The organism is Endozoicomonas gorgoniicola (genome assembly GCF_025562715.2).
GTDB classification, from domain to species: domain Bacteria; phylum Pseudomonadota; class Gammaproteobacteria; order Pseudomonadales; family Endozoicomonadaceae; genus Endozoicomonas_A; species Endozoicomonas_A gorgoniicola.
Genome location: NZ_JAPFCC010000001.1, coordinates 1,650,303 through 1,668,582 on the forward strand (window position 1 = coordinate 1,650,303; position 18,280 = coordinate 1,668,582).

The 18,280-nt window shown below is 49.0% G+C and carries 15 protein-coding genes and 1 pseudogene; 6 read left to right on the forward strand and 10 right to left on the reverse strand.

Annotation, left to right across the window (positions count from 1 at the left end; translation table 11 throughout):
• Positions 1-221: 221 nt before the first annotated feature.
• The gene (locus NX722_RS07515) at positions 222-2,093 is read right to left on the reverse strand and encodes a nucleotidyltransferase family protein (protein ID WP_265442341.1); all 1,872 of its coding nucleotides are present in this window, start codon (positions 2,091-2,093) and stop codon (positions 222-224) included.
• Between the two features lie 601 nt (positions 2,094-2,694).
• On the opposite strand from NX722_RS07515, the gene NX722_RS07520 reads away from it, so the two are divergent.
• The 3 genes from NX722_RS07520 (at position 2,695) to clpA (ending at position 7,928) form a co-directional block, all read left to right on the forward strand.
• Entirely contained in the window at positions 2,695-4,917 is a 2,223-nt protein-coding gene (locus NX722_RS07520; protein WP_262567452.1) for an NADP-dependent isocitrate dehydrogenase, read from the forward strand.
• A gap of 342 nt (positions 4,918-5,259) precedes the next feature.
• Positions 5,260-5,616, forward strand: a complete 357-nt coding sequence (clpS, locus tag NX722_RS07525; protein WP_262567453.1) for an ATP-dependent Clp protease adapter ClpS — start codon at positions 5,260-5,262, stop codon at positions 5,614-5,616.
• A gap of 20 nt (positions 5,617-5,636) precedes the next feature.
• A complete protein-coding gene (gene clpA / locus NX722_RS07530; protein ID WP_262567454.1) occupies positions 5,637-7,928 on the forward strand; it encodes an ATP-dependent Clp protease ATP-binding subunit ClpA in 2,292 nt (763 codons plus the stop codon).
• A gap of 86 nt (positions 7,929-8,014) precedes the next feature.
• Here the strand turns inward: clpA and infA are convergent, their stop codons facing one another.
• The 3 genes from infA to aat form a co-directional block, all read right to left on the reverse strand.
• Positions 8,015-8,233 carry a translation initiation factor IF-1 gene (gene infA, locus NX722_RS07535; RefSeq protein WP_034842760.1) on the reverse strand — a complete coding sequence of 73 codons (219 nt, stop codon included), beginning with the start codon at positions 8,231-8,233 and terminating at the stop codon, positions 8,015-8,017.
• Between the two features lie 133 nt (positions 8,234-8,366).
• Positions 8,367-9,074 (reverse strand): arginyltransferase, encoded by a 708-nt coding sequence (locus NX722_RS07540; protein ID WP_262567455.1) that lies wholly within the window; start codon positions 9,072-9,074, stop codon positions 8,367-8,369.
• 25 nt (positions 9,075-9,099) lie between these two features.
• Positions 9,100-9,789, reverse strand: a complete 690-nt coding sequence (aat, locus tag NX722_RS07545) for a leucyl/phenylalanyl-tRNA--protein transferase (protein ID WP_262567456.1) — start codon at positions 9,787-9,789, stop codon at positions 9,100-9,102.
• A gap of 422 nt (positions 9,790-10,211) precedes the next feature.
• Here aat and NX722_RS07550 point away from each other — a divergent pair, with 422 nt between their 5' ends.
• Complete coding sequence (locus NX722_RS07550) at positions 10,212-10,613, forward strand: hypothetical protein (protein ID WP_262567457.1); 402 nt, start codon at positions 10,212-10,214, stop codon at positions 10,611-10,613.
• Positions 10,614-10,923: 310 nt separating this feature from the next.
• Complete coding sequence (locus NX722_RS07555; RefSeq protein WP_262567458.1) at positions 10,924-11,199, forward strand: 4a-hydroxytetrahydrobiopterin dehydratase; 276 nt, start codon at positions 10,924-10,926, stop codon at positions 11,197-11,199.
• 221 nt (positions 11,200-11,420) lie between these two features.
• Here NX722_RS07555 and NX722_RS07560 read toward each other — a convergent pair whose 3' ends face one another.
• From NX722_RS07560 to NX722_RS07575, 4 genes and pseudogenes are all read right to left on the reverse strand, one after another.
• A complete protein-coding gene (locus NX722_RS07560; protein ID WP_322740918.1) occupies positions 11,421-12,026 on the reverse strand; it encodes a C2H2-type zinc finger protein in 606 nt (201 codons plus the stop codon).
• A 166-nt stretch (positions 12,027-12,192) separates the two neighbouring features.
• Positions 12,193-12,543, reverse strand: coding sequence for a hypothetical protein (locus tag NX722_RS07565; RefSeq protein ID WP_262567459.1), 351 nt, complete (start codon positions 12,541-12,543; stop codon positions 12,193-12,195).
• 36 nt (positions 12,544-12,579) lie between these two features.
• A pseudogene (locus NX722_RS28805) lies at positions 12,580-12,798 on the reverse strand (C2H2-type zinc finger protein); the annotation flags it as partial.
• Between the two features lie 43 nt (positions 12,799-12,841).
• Positions 12,842-13,444, reverse strand: coding sequence for a C2H2-type zinc finger protein (locus tag NX722_RS07575; protein ID WP_262567461.1), 603 nt, complete (start codon positions 13,442-13,444; stop codon positions 12,842-12,844).
• A 46-nt stretch (positions 13,445-13,490) separates the two neighbouring features.
• Between NX722_RS07575 and NX722_RS07580 the strand changes: the two genes are divergently transcribed.
• Positions 13,491-13,703, forward strand: coding sequence for a hypothetical protein (locus NX722_RS07580; protein ID WP_262567462.1), 213 nt, complete (start codon positions 13,491-13,493; stop codon positions 13,701-13,703).
• A gap of 9 nt (positions 13,704-13,712) precedes the next feature.
• Here the strand turns inward: NX722_RS07580 and NX722_RS07585 are convergent, their stop codons facing one another.
• Positions 13,713-14,603: a peptidoglycan binding protein CsiV gene (locus tag NX722_RS07585; RefSeq protein ID WP_262567463.1), complete on the reverse strand. Its 891-nt coding sequence runs from the start codon at positions 14,601-14,603 to the stop codon at positions 13,713-13,715.
• Between the two features lie 43 nt (positions 14,604-14,646).
• The gene (mfd, locus tag NX722_RS07590; protein WP_262567464.1) at positions 14,647-18,105 is read right to left on the reverse strand and encodes a transcription-repair coupling factor; all 3,459 of its coding nucleotides are present in this window, start codon (positions 18,103-18,105) and stop codon (positions 14,647-14,649) included.
• Between the last annotated feature and the right edge of the window lie 175 nt (positions 18,106-18,280).

An 18,280-nucleotide genomic window follows, 5' to 3' on the forward strand; every position in this document is an offset into this window, starting at 1 on the left:
TACCGCAGAGAGTACAATTTTCACCTGCAAAACTGGTTGAGGCTAAAGTCAGTATCAGAAAAAGTCTTATGTTGTGTTTAAAGATATAAGCTTCGAAGTGCATAGTGATTTAACCTGAAAATAAAATTGGATTTTGATAATAGGTCAGCATTCAAACTAAGCAAATCAACCGGGTAATGATCTTATAATCGGATTTATGCATAGACGGTACGTCCTGAAACTTACTCAGTGAAATGGTGTTTTGTCTGAAAAGAATGTTGAGGTGGAGTACTCTGATTCCATTCATGCAGTAAACGCCCTACACTCTCTCTGTCTTTGCGATAGGTCATCCCCAGCCACTGGTCTTCAGAGTGGTAAACCCGCACCACCTTCTCCCTGGTGGAAATTGCTGTTTGCACAACATCAGGCAAAAGAAATTCTTCCTTGTCTGCACCGGTCAGATTTTGCTTTTGTCGCGTTAAAAATGCCACAAATTCTTCTTCTATCAGTGCAAAAACATCAGGTTGAAAACCCCAGACATTCATGGAAACAGGTTGCTCATCAGAAAAGGCGACTGCTGGCTGATCTTTAGAATTCCCTTCTATCCCTCTGCTTTGCTGCCTTTGCAAGTTGTAATGCTCTTTCACCTCCACAAGCTGTTGACCTTCATTGATGTGGCAGATACCACGGCTGACACCTCCATGTCCAGAAAGGGTTCTATGCAGTGGGTAGGCAACCATTGCCCAACTTCTACCTGCTGGCAACCCCTGAATCATTTCAGTAAACACATTCGAACCATAATAATCATCAGCATTCAGTAGAACAAATGAACCGTTTACAACCTTTCTGGCAGCCCATACCGCATGTGCTGTTCCCCAGGGTTTGTTCCGCTCTGGTAACTCATCTAACTGAAAGCCGGCAGGAAGGTCATCCAGTTTCTGAAAGACGATCTGAACTTCAATACCTTCTGGCAGTCTGGAAATAATATTGTCCTGTACTTGCTGTTTCAGGTCTTCCCGGATAATCAGCACTACTTTTTTAATGCCCGCCTTTGCCGCATTCCTTATAGTGACCTCTGGTAGTGTCATGTTGATATAGGGCAGAATATCCAACTGTTTGGGAGATCCGTATCTGGATCCATTCCCGGCCGCCATTATAACCAGCGTCGGAGGTGGCAGGAGGGGAGCCCCCTGATCAGCAATATTTGTCCTTTCATTCTGAGGGTCTTTCAAGTCTCTGGAACTGGCATCGTTTTTCAGTGAAGCGTCTGATTGTTGTTTTGCTCCACTGGTTAACTGAGAGCCTTCCTGTGAACTTGTGTCAGAAGATGCATCAGTCGAAACCTGTTTTTCGCTTGTTTTATCGGGAAAACTGATTATCCCTGGTATCTGGTTCTTGTAAGCTTGAAAAAGCTGAGTCATCAAAAGCTGCTGCATTAATACCGCTGGTGCAGGAATACCTGCGTACTTCCCTTCTAAATCGAGAAGCAATCGATGCAGCCATAAATACACATGATTCAGCGCCAGATAGTAGCTGCTTCTGATAATATGCTGATCCGTGTGTCGCAGCCATAGAGTATTACGGACCCGTTGCAGTAGCAGCTCGTGGTACTGTGGATTTTGCAGTAGCGCTTCCACCCATTCAATATCCTCAGGGCTTAATACAACCTGTGTGCCATTAACCCTGACAACGATAGCCCTTTCAGAATCCTGACCGGGAGGTATTGCAAACATCAGCAGATTATCGCCCAAGAAGAGTGGGCTCCCCCTCATGTTTCCTTTTTTTGGTTTGTCGGGAAAATCAAGCGGATCACAGTTGTCGCAATACTGATTAAACCGTTCAGGGTCGTTGCCTGAGTCAATCCCTGGCCATTCCAGCACCATGGGAATGAGTCCGGGCCCTTGCTCAGGTAGCTGGCCAGTCAGCAACTTTTTTGAGTCCAGTTTAAGGGGAGATTGGAGAACACCTTTATCAGAAAGCGCATTCAGGCAGGTCTTTTTTATAGTGCTGGGAACTTCGAAAATTGCGCTCCCCCGACGGATGCCCAACGCCAGACGCTGCCCGTCAGGCAATGTTCGCCATAACAGTTGACCTGTTTGCTTTAACAGTCTCACTTCCGGGTGTGAACATTGACAGAATCGCTGTCCTTCGGACCAGCTGACATAAACTAATTTTTTATTCAGATCATTTGTTAACACCTGATGTCTGAAGAAGTTCCCTGCCTTTTGAATAGAAGTCGGAGGTTGTATCTCGTCTGCCCGGGAATATGGCAGGCAAGACAGGAGAAGAATAAGACAACCCGCCAGAAGCCTGACTACGAACTTACCCGAAGCAGCAAGGGGAACGATAGTTTTATAACTTGCAGAATAGTATTGAGCATTCATGTTATGCAGCCAGCATGGAATATTCAAACCATCAAGCTTAGTTAAAATACTATTTGGTGAAGCCGTTTGGTGCCTTTTGCAGTAGTTTACTTCGGTACAAAGCTACGGTTGCTTACAAAATTCAGTAAAAATACGGTGCTGTCGCATTTATTCCCTGCCCATGTTGGTATATCTTAGTAACGCCTTTATACGGGGAATGGGTTTTCACTGGTTGCCCAGTGACCATAAGTAATAATAACGCCAAATGATTATCTGCTCTATTCTCGGTCAGGTTCACGGGTTGACAGCCTGAGGATATGACTTTAGTGCCGTTTGGAGTCAGGAATAAACTATGACAACAGCCAAGATTATTTATACCGAAACCGATGAAGCTCCAGCCCTTGCCACCTATTCACTCCTTCCTATTGTTCAGGCCTTTGCCTCTGTTGCTGATGTCACTGTTGAAACCCGCGACATTTCTCTGGCCGGACGTATTATTGCCAACTTCCCTGACCATCTGACCGATGACCAGAAGATGGGAGATGCCCTGGCAGAGCTGGGCGAACTGGCAAAAACGCCGGAAGCTAATATTATCAAGCTGCCCAATATCAGTGCTTCGATTCCCCAGCTGAATGCCGCCATCAGGGAGCTGCAGGCGCATGGTTACGATGTGCCGGACTATCCCGAAGAGCCGCAGAACCCTGCTGAAGAAGCAATAAAAGCCCGTTATGCCAAAGTGCTGGGCAGTGCCGTTAACCCGGTTCTGCGTGAAGGCAACTCAGATCGTCGTGTGGCTGGCCCTGTTAAGGAGTATGCCAGAAAGAACCCTCATTCCATGGGGGAGTGGAGTTCTGAATCTAAATCCTGTGTAGCGCATATGGCGGACGGGGACTTCTACAGCAGCGAACAGTCTGTGGTTATGGCGGAAGCCGGTGATGTGTCCATTCAACTAACAGATGAAAAAGGTAAGGTAACTGTCTTAAAAGACAGGCTTTCTCTGCAGGCCAGTGAAGTGATTGATTCGGCTGTGATGAGCAGTTCTGCCCTGTCAGCGTTTTATGAGGCTCAGATAGAAGAAGCCCGTCAGCAGGATGTGCTGCTGTCACTGCACCTCAAAGCCACCATGATGAAAGTGTCTGACCCGATCATGTTTGGTCTGGCGGTTGAGGCTTACTATAAAGATGTGTTCATCAAACATGCAGCACTGTTTGAAAAACTTGGCGTTGATGCCAGCAATGGCATCGGCGATGTGTACGCCAAAATAGAAGGGTTGCCTGCTGAACAGAAAGCCGAAGTGGAAGCTGACCTGATGAAGGTCTACGACAGCCGACCATCGCTTGCGATGGTGGATTCAGATCGCGGTATCACCAACCTGCATGTCCCCAGCGATATTATTATCGATGCATCCATGCCAGCGGCGATCCGCTCCTCCGGTAAAATGTGGGGGCCTGACGGCAAGCTTCATGACACCAGGGCGATGATTCCTGATCGCTGCTATGCAGGCGTTTACCAGGAAGTTATCCGGTTCTGCAAGGATCATGGTGCCTTTGATGTCACCACCATGGGTAATGTCTCCAATGTCGGCCTGATGGCGCAGAAAGCGGAAGAGTATGGCTCCCACGATAAGACCTTCAAGATTCCGCTGACTGGCGTTGTCAGCGTGGTGGATACTGCTGGCAAGGTATTAATGGAGCATAAAGTAGAGAAGGGCGATATCTGGAGAATGTGCCAGACCCGGGATGAGCCAATCCGTGACTGGGTTAAGCTGGGCGTTAACCGCGCCAGGGCAACTGGCTCGACGGCTATCTTCTGGCTGGATCAACAGCGCGCCCACGACGCCAGCCTGATTGGCAAAGTGAACGCCTATCTTAAAGACCATGACACTGATGGTCTGGATATTCGTATTCAGCCGCCGGTTGAAGCGGTTAAGACCAGTCTGGAGCGAATTAAGGCGGGTAAGGATACAATCTCTGTTACCGGTAATGTTCTACGCGACTATCTGACTGACCTGTTCCCGATTCTGGAGCTGGGAACCAGCGCCAAGATGCTGTCTATTGTGCCTTTGCTGGCCGGTGGCGGTCTTTATGAGACCGGTGCTGGTGGTTCCGCGCCCAAGCATGTTCAGCAGTTTGTAAAAGAAAACCATCTTCGCTGGGACTCGCTGGGTGAATTTCTGGCATTGGCCGTTTCGCTGGAAGACCTTGCCAGTAAAACAGGTAATGTCAGGACAAAAGTACTGGCAGCGGCTCTGAACAAGGCTAATGGTCAGTTCCTCGAAGCCAATAAGTCGCCATCAAGAAAAGTCAACGAGCTGGATAACCGTGGCAGTCACTTCTATCTGGCAATGTACTGGGCTGAAGCTCTGGCCGGGCAGGAAGAGGACGCTGACTTGAGAGAGCGTTTTAAAGCGCTGGCCTCCGTGCTGAAGGATAATGAAGCCGCCATTATTGAAGAACTGAACTCTGTTCAGGGTGTTGCCATGGATATGGGAGGGTACTATCACCCCGACCCGGAACGATTGGCAAAAGCCATGCGCCCATCAACCCTGTTTAACAATGCACTGAGTGCTTTGTAAAACTGAGATGTGAACAGATTGTATCGTTAACTCCTGAGAGGCCGATACGTCATAGTGTCGGCCTTTTTTTCATGTGTTGCCTGACAGTACAGACGGTAGCCCTGTCTGGAACTGATTCACAGGTGGCTGTGTTTTACGACCCGTATACAAGAATTCCTGCCAACTCTCCATTGTTCTTTTTCTCAACTTATTTAGAATGGAATTGTGGCGTTGTGCTTTTGACATACCGGTTTAGTATGTATTTGTCGTTTAATGCCTGTGCCGGATGATACCGGGTTTATGAAATACGCTGTAATACACGTGGAAAACAGTGCTATGCAGCATACAGCAGTCCATCAATCTATGAGTAAATTTGAGCAGTTTCGTCTAAGCTTAGAGAAGGAAGGCAGAGAGCTGGAGGGTGATCAGGATGTCGCTTTGCTCCCTGAGAAAGTACAGCTGAAGCCGCCTTCAATGTATCAGGTAATCATCCTGAATGACGATTTTACACCAATGGATTTTGTAGTTGAGGTTCTGGAGATTTTTTTCAATATGTCCGCCGAACAGGCGACACAGGTCATGTTGAAAGTTCATACGCAGGGAAAAGCAATCTGTGGTACGTTCAGCAAAGATGTAGCTGAAACCAAAGCTTCACAGGTTAATGAATACTCCAGAGAATTCCAGCATCCCCTGTTGTGCAAAACAGTTAAAGCCAATTAGCGTTCTCAGGGTAATTTTTTATGCTCAATAAAGACCTCGAACTCACACTGAATAGTGCTTTCAGAGATGCCAGAAGCAAGCGTCATGAATTTATGACGGTTGAACACTTGCTGCTGGCGCTTCTTGATAATGAATCCGCTTCCAGGGTCCTCGTTGCCTGTGGTGTTGACCTGGAGCGGCTGCAACGGGAATTGAGTGAGTTTGTCGATTCTACCACTCCCTTGATTGCTGCAGATGACACCGAGCGGGAAACCCAGCCAACCCTGGGATTCCAGCGTGTGTTGCAGCGGGCTGTTTTCCATGTCCAGAGTTCCGGCAAGAAGGAGGTCACCGGAGCCAATGTTCTGGTGGCTATCTTCAGTGAACAGGAAAGTCAGGCGGTTTTCTTCCTGAAGCAGCAGGATGTGGCCAGAATTGATGTCGTCAATTACATCGCTCATGGGATCGCCAAGATGCCCGGGCAGGAACTGGAAGAAATCAGCAACGAGCTGGTGGAAGAAGGTGAATCCGAATCTTCTGGCAAAGACCCGTTAAAAACCTACGCTGCCAATCTGAATGACCTGGCTCGACAGGGCAAGATTGATCCTCTGGTGGGACGGGCTGAAGAAGTAGAACGTGTCTGCCAGATACTTACCCGTCGTCGTAAGAATAATCCCTTACTGGTTGGTGAGGCAGGCGTTGGTAAAACAGCTGTTGCAGAAGGCCTTGCCAAGCGGATCGTTGATGGCGAAGTCCCCGAAGTGCTGTCAAAGGCGATTGTCTATTCACTGGATCTGGGTTCTCTGCTGGCTGGCACCAAATATCGGGGTGATTTTGAGAAGCGTTTCAAGAAGTTACTGAGTGAACTTAAACGCCTTGATAATGCCATTCTGTTTATTGATGAGATCCATACCATCATTGGTGCCGGTGCTGCCTCCGGAGGCGTTATGGACGCTTCCAACCTGCTGAAACCCTTGCTGACTTCCGGTGAACTTCGCTGCATCGGCTCAACCACTTTTCAGGAATTCCGAGGTATTTTCGAGAAAGACCGGGCTCTGGCCCGTCGCTTTCAGAAGGTTGATATTATTGAGCCCAATGTTGAGGACACCATTGAGATTCTCCGGGGTTTGAAGCAGCGCTTTGAGGAACATCATGCCATTAAGTATGAAGATGACTCTCTGCGTGCTGCTGCCGAGCTGGCTGATCGTTATATTAATGACCGCCACATGCCTGACAAGGCAATTGATGTGATTGATGAGGCCGGAGCTTATCAGCAGTTACAATCTGAAGAAGACAGAAAAGAAGTGATTGAAGTGGTTGACGTTGAAACCATTGTTGCCAAGATGTCGCGTATACCACCCAAGTCTGTTTCTTCCTCAGATAAGGAACTTCTGTCCAAGCTGGAACGTAACCTCAAAATGGTGGTGTTCGGGCAGGATGGTGCCATTACATCGCTGTCTACAGCAATTAAGCTGTCTCGGGCAGGTTTGAAAGCGCCAGAGAAGCCAGTTGGCTCCTTCCTGTTCTCTGGTCCGACTGGGGTGGGTAAAACCGAGGTTTGTCGGCAACTGGCGAAATCCCTTGGCATTGAGCTGGTGCGCTTCGATATGTCTGAATATATGGAAGCCCACACCGTTTCCCGGCTGATTGGTGCGCCTCCGGGCTATGTCGGTTATGATCAGGGTGGCTTGCTGACTGAGGCTATAAATAAGACGCCTCACTGTGTGTTACTGCTGGATGAGATTGAAAAAGGCCATCCCGACGTCTTTAACCTGCTGTTGCAGGTGATGGATCACGGTACTCTGACGGATAACAATGGCCGAAAGGCTGATTTTCGCAATGTTATTCTGATTATGACCACCAATGCCGGTGCCGAATCCATGACTCGCAGCTCCATTGGTTTCACTGAGCAGGATCATACCAGCGATGGTATGAGCGTGATCAAAAAGACCTTCACCCCGGAATTCCGCAATCGTCTGGATTCAATTATTCCCTTTGAGGCACTTAACGAAGACACCATTAAATTTGTGGTTGATAAGTTTCTTACTGAGTTGCAGGCGCAGCTGGATGAGAAAAGAGTGCAGCTGGATGTGGATGATAAGGCCAGAGAGTGGCTGGCTCATAAAGGCTATGACCGCCAGATGGGGGCAAGGCCAATGGGCAGAACCATTCAGGAGTACCTGAAAAAACCAATGGCTGAACAGATTCTGTTTGGCAAGCTGTCTGAAAACGGTGGTTTTGTACGTGTCACCGTGAAAAAGGACGAATTACACCTCAAGTTTGAAGCCACAAAAAGCAAGACGTCCGGGCTTGAGATTATCGATGGGAAATGATCAGACAGGGGCGTCTGCCCCTGTTTCAGACAAACCTTGCAGTGTTTAAAATCTTTCAGATCAGTCTACAGGGGCGCGCTTCGCACTTAGCGGGAGCGGTAGGTGATGCGACCCTTGGTCAGGTCGTAAGGTGTCAGTTCAACTTTAACCTTATCACCAGTCAGAATGCGGATGTAGTTCTTGCGCATCTTGCCAGAAATGTGGGCGGTAACCACGTGACCGTTTTCCAGCTCTACACGGAACATAGTGTTAGGCAGGGTGTCGATCACCACGCCTTCCATTTCAAGGCTTTCTTCTTTCGCCATTAAGTATTGACCTCAGGGCAAACGATGTTGGAGGAATAGAAATTTGGCTGGCATTCTGCCCTAAATCCAGCGCCAAAGCAAAGATAACTGCCTGTTATCAAGCCAATTCTGATAACAATTTGCAGATATTCACTTATTTCAGGGTCACCCACCGATTGTTGAGGTAAATCTCCAGAGGACGATACTGAATCTTGTAATTCATCTTCTGACAATCCTTGATCCAGTAACCCAGATGTAGATAGTCAAAACCCATCTTACGGGTTTGTTCGATTTGCCAGAGAATACAGTAACGCCCCAGGCTGCGCCTCGGGTAGTCGGGGTGATAAAAGGTATAGATGGCAGAGAGCCCGTGTTTCAGGCGGTCGGTAACAGCGACTGCCAGCAGTTCATCTCCAAGGCGAAATTTATAAAAAGTACAGAAGTCCGGACACTGAACCAGAAATGACTCAAACTGTTCTTCAGTGGCAGGGTACATATCGCCATCTTTATGCTGGGTATTAATGTAGGACTGGTAGAGCCGGTAGGTTTCTTCATCGTTCACCGCTTTATGGGCGGTGACCACCAGGTCCTGATTTTTATTCCAGTTTTTTTTCTGTGTACGCCGGCGAGTGAACTGCTTAACTGCAACCCGGGCCGGAATGCAGGCGTTGCAGCCATTGCATCGGGGGCGGTAAATATGTCTGCCGCTGCGTCTGAAGCCAATATCGGAAAGATGGCTGTAGAGACCCGAATCCAGTTCTGTAGAAGGGTCCATAAACAGGGTGATGGCCTGTCGCTCAGGCAGGTAACTGCATGTATGAGGCTGGGTTGCGTAGAATTTTAGATCTTTCAGAACACTCATAGCGTCTGGCCATCCATTGCCACTCTTAATTCCAGTTTGCAACGGAATGAGCAGTACGGCAATATTTTTTCAAATATTTCATAAAGAGCTGTCTTGGCATACAAACCCCGCCAAGAGACTCTAGATGGGGGTTTGGAACCTGGCAGTCCAGTAGTCTGATTCCCTGGTCAGCCAGGAAGCGACATAGGTAAATAATGGCGAGCTTCGACGTATTGCTTTTCTTACTGAACATCGATTCACCGAAAAACATCTGGTCCATTGCCAGGCCATAGATGCCGCCAACCAGCTCCCTGCCTTCCCAGACTTCAACGGAGTGCGCATAACCTTCCGCGTGCAGCTGGTTATAGGCTTGTTCCATATTATCAGTAATCCAGGTGCCTTCCGCTTTTTCCCTGAGTATTCGGCACTGATGCATCACCCCGGCGAAATCCTGATCGACAGTCATTTGATAGGAATGCCTGTGAAGCTCTTTTTTCATGGATCGGGAAATGTGAATGGCTTCGGGGCGGATCACCATTCTGGGGTCCGGACTCCACCAGAGAACGGGCTCTCCGGCGTTGAACCAGGGGAAAATACCCTGCCGATAGGCTGCAAGAAGAGTGGTGGTATCAAGTTTTCCGCCAAATGCCAGTAAGCCATTGGGCTGGTCAAGCGCTTCGCTGACGGGAGGAAAGTCAGGCTTATCAGAGTTCAAACGATGTAAAAAAATATCCATACTCAGATTTACACTACAAAATGGCTGATAAACAGCGGCTTACTCTTTAAATAGAAAAAACAGGGCAGGATGTATTGTATATCGGAACCCCTGTTGATAATAAAACATACAGTTATTTTCTTCTTATAACGGTATTCGATGACATGGTTCAAAAAAAATTGGCAATGCATCAGCTAATGATGTAAATTTACCTTTTCTTCAGGGGGATGCTGTATTACGATGCGACCCCGTCTACCGTCAGTCTGCTTCTACCAGTCGTTGAATGAAGAACAATTCAGTTCATAACTCAAAACTTCGATCTCATTGTTGCTCTACGATGTGTCGCTTCACTGTATCTGGCGTCACTATATCTAGCACCAAAATGCGGGCGGAAGCTGCTTCGTTTAATCCTATCATTACCTTTTTCAGAGGCTAGTATATCTATGGGTACCCTTAACGTGGGAGGCCATTTCGCTAATACCGAAGAGATGGACATTATCGAGCAACAGCGTCTTGCTGCTCTGATTGAAATCACCGAACAGCACAACAAGGAAGTGACTCAGTTGAAGTCCCGCCTTGAAGCTGCTGAGCAAAAAGCCGAGAAACTCGACAAGCTGGTTAAGAGTTCTGAAAACGAGCTGAAAAACCTGCGAGCCAGCAATCCTGACCGTCTGAAGAAGCAGGTTAAACGTCTGCAGGAACAGAATCGCGGTCTGACCGGTGAGAACAACACCCTGAAATCCAAGCAGAAGCAACTGACTCAGCAGCTGAACAGCAGTAAGCAGGAAGTTGAGCAGCTGCAGGCAGAGCTGAAAGACAAAGAAGACAAGGGCAGCGAAGACTAAAACGCTTTCGCCTTGGCTTTTTCCTTCTGGCAGGCGTTCTTGCTCTGTAGGCATAGGGCTGTGCAGCACAGCGTATTGATCGCTTTGATTGCGCCTTTGGTGCAGCATACTGTATGGCCACTGCCGATCTCTTTTGCAATATTTCAACCGAATTATCTTCAGCAAACATCCTGAGGGAGATTTCTGACGACACCATTTGATCTATTGCTGTCTGACTCAATTTCAGCTATACCAGTTTACGTTGTTATCGTTATTTTTCTACACTGCCTCTGTCTCACTGGCTGGGATGGTTTTTTTACAGGAGATAACCATGAGCGACTGGAATGTCTGTGTATACGACGGTATTGAGCATCTCGAAAAATCTTTTCCGTTTAAAAAATATTCCAGGTCACTGGCGTTTTTCAATGCCGTGGCAGGTCTTGCCGAAACCTATATTCATCATCCCCGCATGGTGCTGGAGTGGGGCAGTCTGACCATTGCCTGGGGGACTCATGAGTCGGACCAGGGCTCTGGTATTCTTGCGGTCGACCGTGAACTGGCAGAAAAATGTGATCAGCTCTACGAACTATTAAAAAAACAGAGTTAGGAGCTTACCGCCATTACCTGCCTGTTCTGGCTATGAACAGGCGTTATTAATTAAACCAGCATTTCTGGCAATGCTAAATCTCAGCCCGATATGAAATTCACAACCTGTCGGGGGAAGTACCATTCTGTTTTCAGGGCGACTATGGGTCTTAAAAACTATGTTTCTTAAAAACTATGGGTCTTAAAAAAAGAAAGGATAAGAGAATGACGAACAGAATTTACTTATTCCCCCAGCTGTAGAAGTGTTTCAGCCGCCTCTTGATCTCCCTGCCCCTCCAGCTGAAGAAGTGTTTCGGCTGCCTCTTGTTCTCCCTGCCCAGCCAGCCGCAGAAGTGCTATGGCCGCCTCTTGTCTGCTTTCGAAATGACTGATGGTTTCCCCGTGTTGCGTTACAGTGGTTGTGACTACCGGACCGCTTGCCTGAGTAACGACCTGAGCCTCTCCAATGTTTGAGCTGACATTACTGACGGTAGTTTGTGTTTGGGAGGTGCTGAATGACTGGGTTATTGATCTGATTGTTCCGACAGCTCCTCCTCCTTCCCGGACTTGTACGGAAACCGTGGCAGTCGGCTTTTCATGGACTTTCTTTATATGTCTCCTGACATGCTCTTGTCGGGTAAAAAATTTTCCACAGATTGGGCAGGGAAAGGAGGTTCTTATGTCTTCATGGGTTTTCATGTGCCTTGTCAAGCTTCTTGTTAAGCCAAATTTCTTCCCACAGGTCTGGCAAATCTTGATCTTTTGACTGGAATGGGCTTTCATGTGTTGGTTGAAATTACCACGATGTCTAAACTGTCTATTGCACACATCGCATCTATACTCTGGCATGATAAAACCTGCTTAAATGTCACCAATAGGATTTAACTGTTCAACGATGGGATATCAGTATTATTGTTCAAGGTTGCTGGTTCTTCTGTATTGTTTTCTGACCATTCATCAGGCGGTCGCAGATGACATTGCCCCATTCACCAGTGATGGCTAGAGCAGGATTTACTTATTCCCCCAGCTGCAGAAGTGTTTCAGCCGCCTCTTGATCTCCCTGTCCCTCCAACTGAAGAAGTGCTTCGGCTGCCGCTTGTTCTCCCTGCCCAGCCAGCCGCAGAAGTGCTACGGCCGCCTCTTGTCTGCTTTCGAAATGACTGATGGTTTCTCCTTGTTGCGTTACAGTGGTTGTGACTACCGAACCGCTTGCCTGAGTAACGACCTGAGCCTCTCCAATGTTTGAGCTGACATGACTGACGGTAGTTTGTGTTTGGGAGGTGCTGAATGCCTGGGTTGTTGATCTGATTGTTCCGACAGCTCCTCCTCCTTCCCGGACTTGTACGGAAACAGTGGCAGTCGACATTTTATGGACTTCCTTTATATGTCTCGTGACATGCTCTCCCCGGGTAAAAAATTTTCCACAGATTGGGCAGGGAAAGGAGGTTCTTATGTCTTCATGGGTTTTCATGTGCCTGGTCAAGTTGTGTTTCAAGCCAAATTTCTTCCCACAGGTCGGGCAAGCATCCGTTTTTTGATCGGAATGGGCTTTCATGTGTTTGTTGAAAGCAGCACCATATACAAATTGTCTATTGCACACATTGCATCTATAGTCTGGCATGATAAAACCTGCTTAAATGTCACCAATAGGATTTAACTGTTACTTATTCCCCCAGCTGCAGAAGTGTTTCAGCCGCCTCTTGATCTCCCTGCCCCTCCAACTGAAGAAGTGCTTCGGCTGCCGCTTGTTCTCCCTGCCCAGCCAGCCGCAGAAGTGCTACGGCCGCCTCTTGTCTGCTTTCGAAATGACTGATGGTTTCTCCTTGTTGCGTTACAGTGGTTGTGACTACCGAACTGCTTGCCTGAGTAACGATCTGAGCCTCTCCAATGTTTGAGCTGACATTACTGATGGTAGTTTGTGTCTGGGAGGTGCTGAATGTTTGGGTTGTTGATCTGATTGTTCCGACAGCTCCTCCTCTTTCCAGGACTTGTACGGAAACCGTGGCAGCCGGCTTTTGATGGCGAGCCTTTATATGTCTCGTGACATGCTCTCCCCGGGTAAAAAATATTCCACAGACCGGGCAGGGAAACTTTCTTATGTCTTCATGGGTTTTCATGTGCCTGGTCAAGTTGCCTTTAACGCCAAATTTCTTCCCACAGGTCTGGCAAACCTCGGTCTTTTCACCGGAATGGGTTTTCATGTGTTTATGGAAATCACCACCATGTGAAAACTGTCTATTGCACAACACGCATCTATAGTCTGGCATGATATAACCTGCTTAAATGTCACCAATAGGATTTAACTGTTCAACGATGGGATATAGGTATTATTGCCCAGGGTTGCTGGTTCTTCTGTATTGTTCTCTGACCATCCATCAGGCGGTCGCAGATGACATTGCCCCATTCACCAGTGATGGCTGGCCTTATCCCCGGGACTATCGCGCATTGACTGAAGAGGAGCTGGAGCAGGTGAACAGACAGACTGAAGGGCGCTACCCGAATCGCTCCGGGCAGCAAGTGGAATGATATTCCCGGTCAGCCTTCCAGGTTCAGGCCCGGCAGCAGTCCAAGTACCGGCTCAGGCTGTCTGGAAGATTCGATATCAGGCAGCAGCGGAACCTCCGGAACGTCGTAAGGTGTGAGTTTGATCAGTACACCCAGTACCGGACTGTCAAGATACTGAATTTGTCGTGTATTTCGAATCCGGCGGCTTTCCCGCAACTGGAAGTTGCGGGTTATTTTCATAGGTGTACCCGATGGGTCCATCACCAATTGCAGGTCACGGCGAATGTCGGGTTTAGCTTTTCCATTCTTCACTGTCTGTGGGTTTTCACTGTCTATATCGTTTGTAACATTCAGTAGCTGGTCCGAGAGGGCTTCCCTGCTCAGCTCGCTGTACCACAGGTTGACATCCGCATGCAGAAAGCGGCTGGAACTGATGCTGACCGAACCCTCCAGCAGACTGGGCTTGCCGGTGTTGCTGTAAGCCCGGATTTTGATGGGCTTGCTTCTGGAATCATCTTCCAGTGGCATAATCCACGCCATCCGGCTGATCACCTTGTAATCATTGGCTGTATCAATCGTATTTCCCTGTTTAAGCAGTACATGAGCCTCCCTTGGCAGGGACACAAAGGCTTCCCGTTCCAGATCGGGCAGGGCTTTCTCCCGATCCTGTTTGTGCAGGCGCAACAGGTCGTTGATGCCCGGTGCAGAGTTAAGTGCATCCGGACTACGCAGTTTGATGGCATTGGCCGGAATAGTATAAGGGCTGATTTTGGGCCACTGCTCAGCACCATTCATACTGTTCAGGTTGACAAAGACTACCATGTCCGCCTGAAACCATCGCTGTGGCTCGGCATCGCGGGCATGGCTGATGGCTGGCAGTGCTGCCAGCAACAGTAAAGGTTTCAGGATAATTTTGAACATTCGTATCATTAACGGGGTTTCCGAGAGTTACAGCTGACAGGTATTATCCTGTCAGCCTCTGCAGCAGGCTTTCAACCGTAGCGAAGCGCTGCTCAGGTTGTTCCATGGCTCCATTTATAGCGCCACTGTACTTGAAGACACTGCTACCTTCCAGTTTGTAGAGATGAGGATCAGCCTGGATCATCTGAATAATTGCCAGCGGATCCACTTTAGGCTGATCTTCAAACTCGATCCGGATACTGTTTTCTCCAGCGTCCAGCTTGATAATCCCCAGTTTCTCAGCAGTCAGACGGATACGGGTCTGTCGGAACAGGTTTTTGGCCTGCTCTGGCAGGAGGCCAAAGCGGTCAATCAACTCCACCTGAAGGCTTTTCAAGTCATTGTCTGAACCGGCAGCAGCAATGCGTTTGTAGAGAATCAGGCGGTTGTGAACATCGTGAATATAATCTTCCGGCAACAGGGCAGGGAGACGCAGATTCACCTCGGTTCCCTGTTGCAGAGGTTTATCGAGGTTAGGGGTTTCACCCAGGCGAATAGCATTAACCGCTTTTTCCAGCATTTCGGTATACAGGGTAAAGCCGACGCTCTGAATCTGACCACTCTGGTCTTCACCCAGTAACTCACCGGCACCACGAATTTCCAGATCGTTAGATGCCAGCATAAATCCGGCTCCCAGGTCCTGGGCATCGGAAATGGCATCGAGCCGCTTGATAGCATCTCTGGTCATGGATTTCGGTGATGGCGTCATCAGGTAGGCATACGCCTGGTGGTGGGAACGACCGACCCGGCCTCTTAACTGGTGCAACTGTGCCAGTCCAAATTTATCTGCGCGATGGATGATAATGGTGTTGGCGCTGGGGACATCAATACCGGTTTCAATAATGGTGGTACACACCAGAATATTGAAACGTTTGTGGTAAAAATCGGACATCACCTGTTCCAGCTCCCGCTCGCGCATCTGACCGTGACCAATGCCGATACGCGCTTCCGGTATCAATGCCTGCAAATCTTCAGCGGCTTTTTCAATGCTGGAAACTTCGTTGTGAAGGCAGTACACCTGACCGCCACGGAGCAGCTCACGCAGAACGGCTTCTTTTATCAACTGGTTATCGTGCTGACGCACAAAGGTTTTTACTGACAGGCGTTTGGCGGGAGGGGTGGCAATAATCGACAGATCCCGGATGCCGGACATAGCCATATTCAGGGTTCTGGGTATTGGCGTAGCAGTCAGTGTGAGAATGTCCACTTCGGAACGCAGAGACTTCAGCTTTTCTTTGTGGCGTACACCAAAACGGTGTTCTTCATCAATAATCAGTAACCCAAGGTTTTTGAAATGCAGGTCGCCCTGCAAAATCTTATGGGTACCGATAATGATGTCGATCTTCCCTTCCTGCAGTTTTTCTTTCAGCCCCTGCACCTGTTTTGCTGAACGGAACCGGGAGATCACATCCATTTCCACCGGCCAGTCAGCAAAACGATCCCGGAAACTTTCATAATGTTGTTGTGCCAACAGTGTGGTGGGTACCAGAATCGCCACCTGTTTGCCGCTCTGAACCGCCATAAAGGCAGCCCGCATTGCCACTTCGGTTTTACCAAAGCCCACATCACCACAGACCAGTCTGTCCATGGGCTGGATGGCCGTCATGTCTTTAATCACCGATTCGATAGCCTGTTGCTGATCTGGTGTTTCCTCGAACGGGAAACCAGCGCTGAAGGCATGGTATTGCTGATCCGGGGAGTCAAAGGCAAACCCCTGCCGGGCTTCCCGGCGGGCATAAATGTCGAGCAGTTCAGCGGCGGCGTCCCGGGCTTTTTCGGCGGCTTTACGACGGGCTTTGGTCCACTGTTCGCTGCCTAAACGATGCAGGGGGGCTAGCTCATCGTCTGTACCGGTATAACGGGCAATCAGGTGCAGAGATGCGACGGGGACGTAGAGTTTTGCCTCGCTGGCGTACTCCAGAGTTACAAATTCCGCTTCCTGAGCATCAACGGACAGCGTCTGCAAACCTCGATAGCGTCCCACGCCGTGATCAATATGTACAACAGGCGCACCTTCGCGCAGTTCGGTCAGGTTTCGAATCACCTGATCGGTCTGGTAATCACTGTCACCACGACGGCGTCTTTTCTGCATAACCCGCTGCCCCAGCAGCAGAGCTTCAGGGATCAGTGCGACATCCGGTTCTGACAGATGCAGCCCTGCTTCCAGAGAGCCGAGAGTGATTCCCAGTGTTTCGCTATGGCCGAGGAACGTTGACCAGTTGGCAAACTCCACTGGTTTAATCTGGTTCTGGGCCAGCATTTCCAGTAGCACTTCACGACGACCGGCGCTTTCTGCCACCAGAAGGATACGCGGGCCGGAGGCGATAAAGGTTTCCAACGGTGCCAGAGGATTATCAGTTCTGGCATTCAGTGTCAGCTCAGGCAGTGGTAAATGACTGAGGTTATAGCGCCCCTGTTGTTCTTTAACGCGGTCTGTATCGAGTCGGGCTCGACCGTAATCCATCAGTTTTGCATTCAACTCTTCCGGCGGCATCAATACCCGGTGCGGAGGCAGTAAGGGGCGCAGTGGGTCAACCTTACGGTTTTCATAACGCTCATTAACATCTTTCCAGAAATGCTGCAGAGCCTCCTGAACCCCCTGACACTGAACGACGATGGTCTGTTCCGGGATATGGTCAAGCAGGGTTGCTGTCTGTTCAAAGAATAGTGGCAGGTAATATTCCATGCCCGGACTTGCCATGCCCTGGCCAATATCCTGATAGAGCGGGCATTCCCGGTAATCCACGTCAAATGTGTCCCGGAAGCGGCTGCGAAACTGGTCCCGGGCGGCTTTATCCATGGGAAATTCATGGCCGGGCAGTAGCTCGATACTGTCGACTTGTTCGGTTGAGCGCTGGCTTTCAGGGTCAAAGGCGCGCAGGGTATCGATCTCATCATCAAACAGGTCGATACGGAATGGCTGGTCAGCCCCCATCGGGAAAATATCCATCAGGGCGCCACGGATAGCAAATTCTCCATGCTCATAGACCGTGTCGACACAACGGTAGCCCGCCTGCTCCAGTTGTTGGCGACGCTGTTCCAGCAGGAAGTTATCGCCCCGGCTGATCACCAGACAATTCGCTTCCAGGTAGCTTCTAGGGCTCATGCGGTGCAGCAATGTCGTGATGGAAATAATCAGGATGCAGTGCTGATAGCCAGGCAGGCGGTAAAGGGTTTCAAGACGCTGGGAGACAATGTCCTGGTGGGGTGAAAAGGCGTCGTAAGGCAGAATTTCCCAGTCGGGGAAATGCATGATTTTAATGGATTCGTTCCCATTGAGAAAAAACGTCAGCTCCTCTTCAAGGCTGTTGGCCCGGTTTGAGTCAGGCGTGATGACCAGCAGGGGCTTGCTGCTTTCTCTGGCAGCGCTGGCAATGGCCCAGGCACTGGCGGTCTGGTCGAGGTTGGCCCAGATGATTTTGTCACCCGTGTGGGTGGGCAGAGGAAGGCTTGCCTGTGACATGAATCTACGGTACGTCCTGATTGATATAAGTGCATCGGTGAATGCGCATTGTAGCTATTCAGCTGCTTTTATCACAGCCTGAAGTATTGAAATTAAAAACAGATGATCAGATCTGTGAAACGGTGATATCCGGATGTTGCCAATTGTCATTATGGTCAGGATAATAACCACGAGA

What these genes read in the sequence shown, in the direction of transcription:
- mfd (WP_262567464.1), bottom strand. Translation starts at nt 18,105, where the DNA reads ATGTCACAGGCAAGCCTTCCTCTGCCCACCCACACGGGTGACAAAATC.
- NX722_RS07550 (WP_262567457.1), top strand. Translation starts at nt 10,212, where the DNA reads ATGGGTACCCTTAACGTGGGAGGCCATTTCGCTAATACCGAAGAGATG.
- NX722_RS07520 (WP_262567452.1), top strand. Translation starts at nt 2,695, where the DNA reads ATGACAACAGCCAAGATTATTTATACCGAAACCGATGAAGCTCCAGCC.
- NX722_RS07555 (WP_262567458.1), top strand. Translation starts at nt 10,924, where the DNA reads ATGAGCGACTGGAATGTCTGTGTATACGACGGTATTGAGCATCTCGAA.
- NX722_RS07565 (WP_262567459.1), bottom strand. Translation starts at nt 12,543, where the DNA reads ATGTCGACTGCCACTGTTTCCGTACAAGTCCGGGAAGGAGGAGGAGCT.
- NX722_RS07540 (WP_262567455.1), bottom strand. Translation starts at nt 9,074, where the DNA reads ATGAGTGTTCTGAAAGATCTAAAATTCTACGCAACCCAGCCTCATACA.
- NX722_RS07580 (WP_262567462.1), top strand. Translation starts at nt 13,491, where the DNA reads ATGGGATATAGGTATTATTGCCCAGGGTTGCTGGTTCTTCTGTATTGT.
- clpA (WP_262567454.1), top strand. Translation starts at nt 5,637, where the DNA reads ATGCTCAATAAAGACCTCGAACTCACACTGAATAGTGCTTTCAGAGAT.
- infA (WP_034842760.1), bottom strand. Translation starts at nt 8,233, where the DNA reads ATGGCGAAAGAAGAAAGCCTTGAAATGGAAGGCGTGGTGATCGACACC.
- aat (WP_262567456.1), bottom strand. Translation starts at nt 9,789, where the DNA reads ATGGATATTTTTTTACATCGTTTGAACTCTGATAAGCCTGACTTTCCT.
- NX722_RS07575 (WP_262567461.1), bottom strand. Translation starts at nt 13,444, where the DNA reads ATGCCAGACTATAGATGCGTGTTGTGCAATAGACAGTTTTCACATGGT.
- NX722_RS07585 (WP_262567463.1), bottom strand. Translation starts at nt 14,603, where the DNA reads ATGTTCAAAATTATCCTGAAACCTTTACTGTTGCTGGCAGCACTGCCA.
- NX722_RS07560 (WP_322740918.1), bottom strand. Translation starts at nt 12,026, where the DNA reads ATGCCAGAGTATAGATGCGATGTGTGCAATAGACAGTTTAGACATCGT.
- clpS (WP_262567453.1), top strand. Translation starts at nt 5,260, where the DNA reads ATGAGTAAATTTGAGCAGTTTCGTCTAAGCTTAGAGAAGGAAGGCAGA.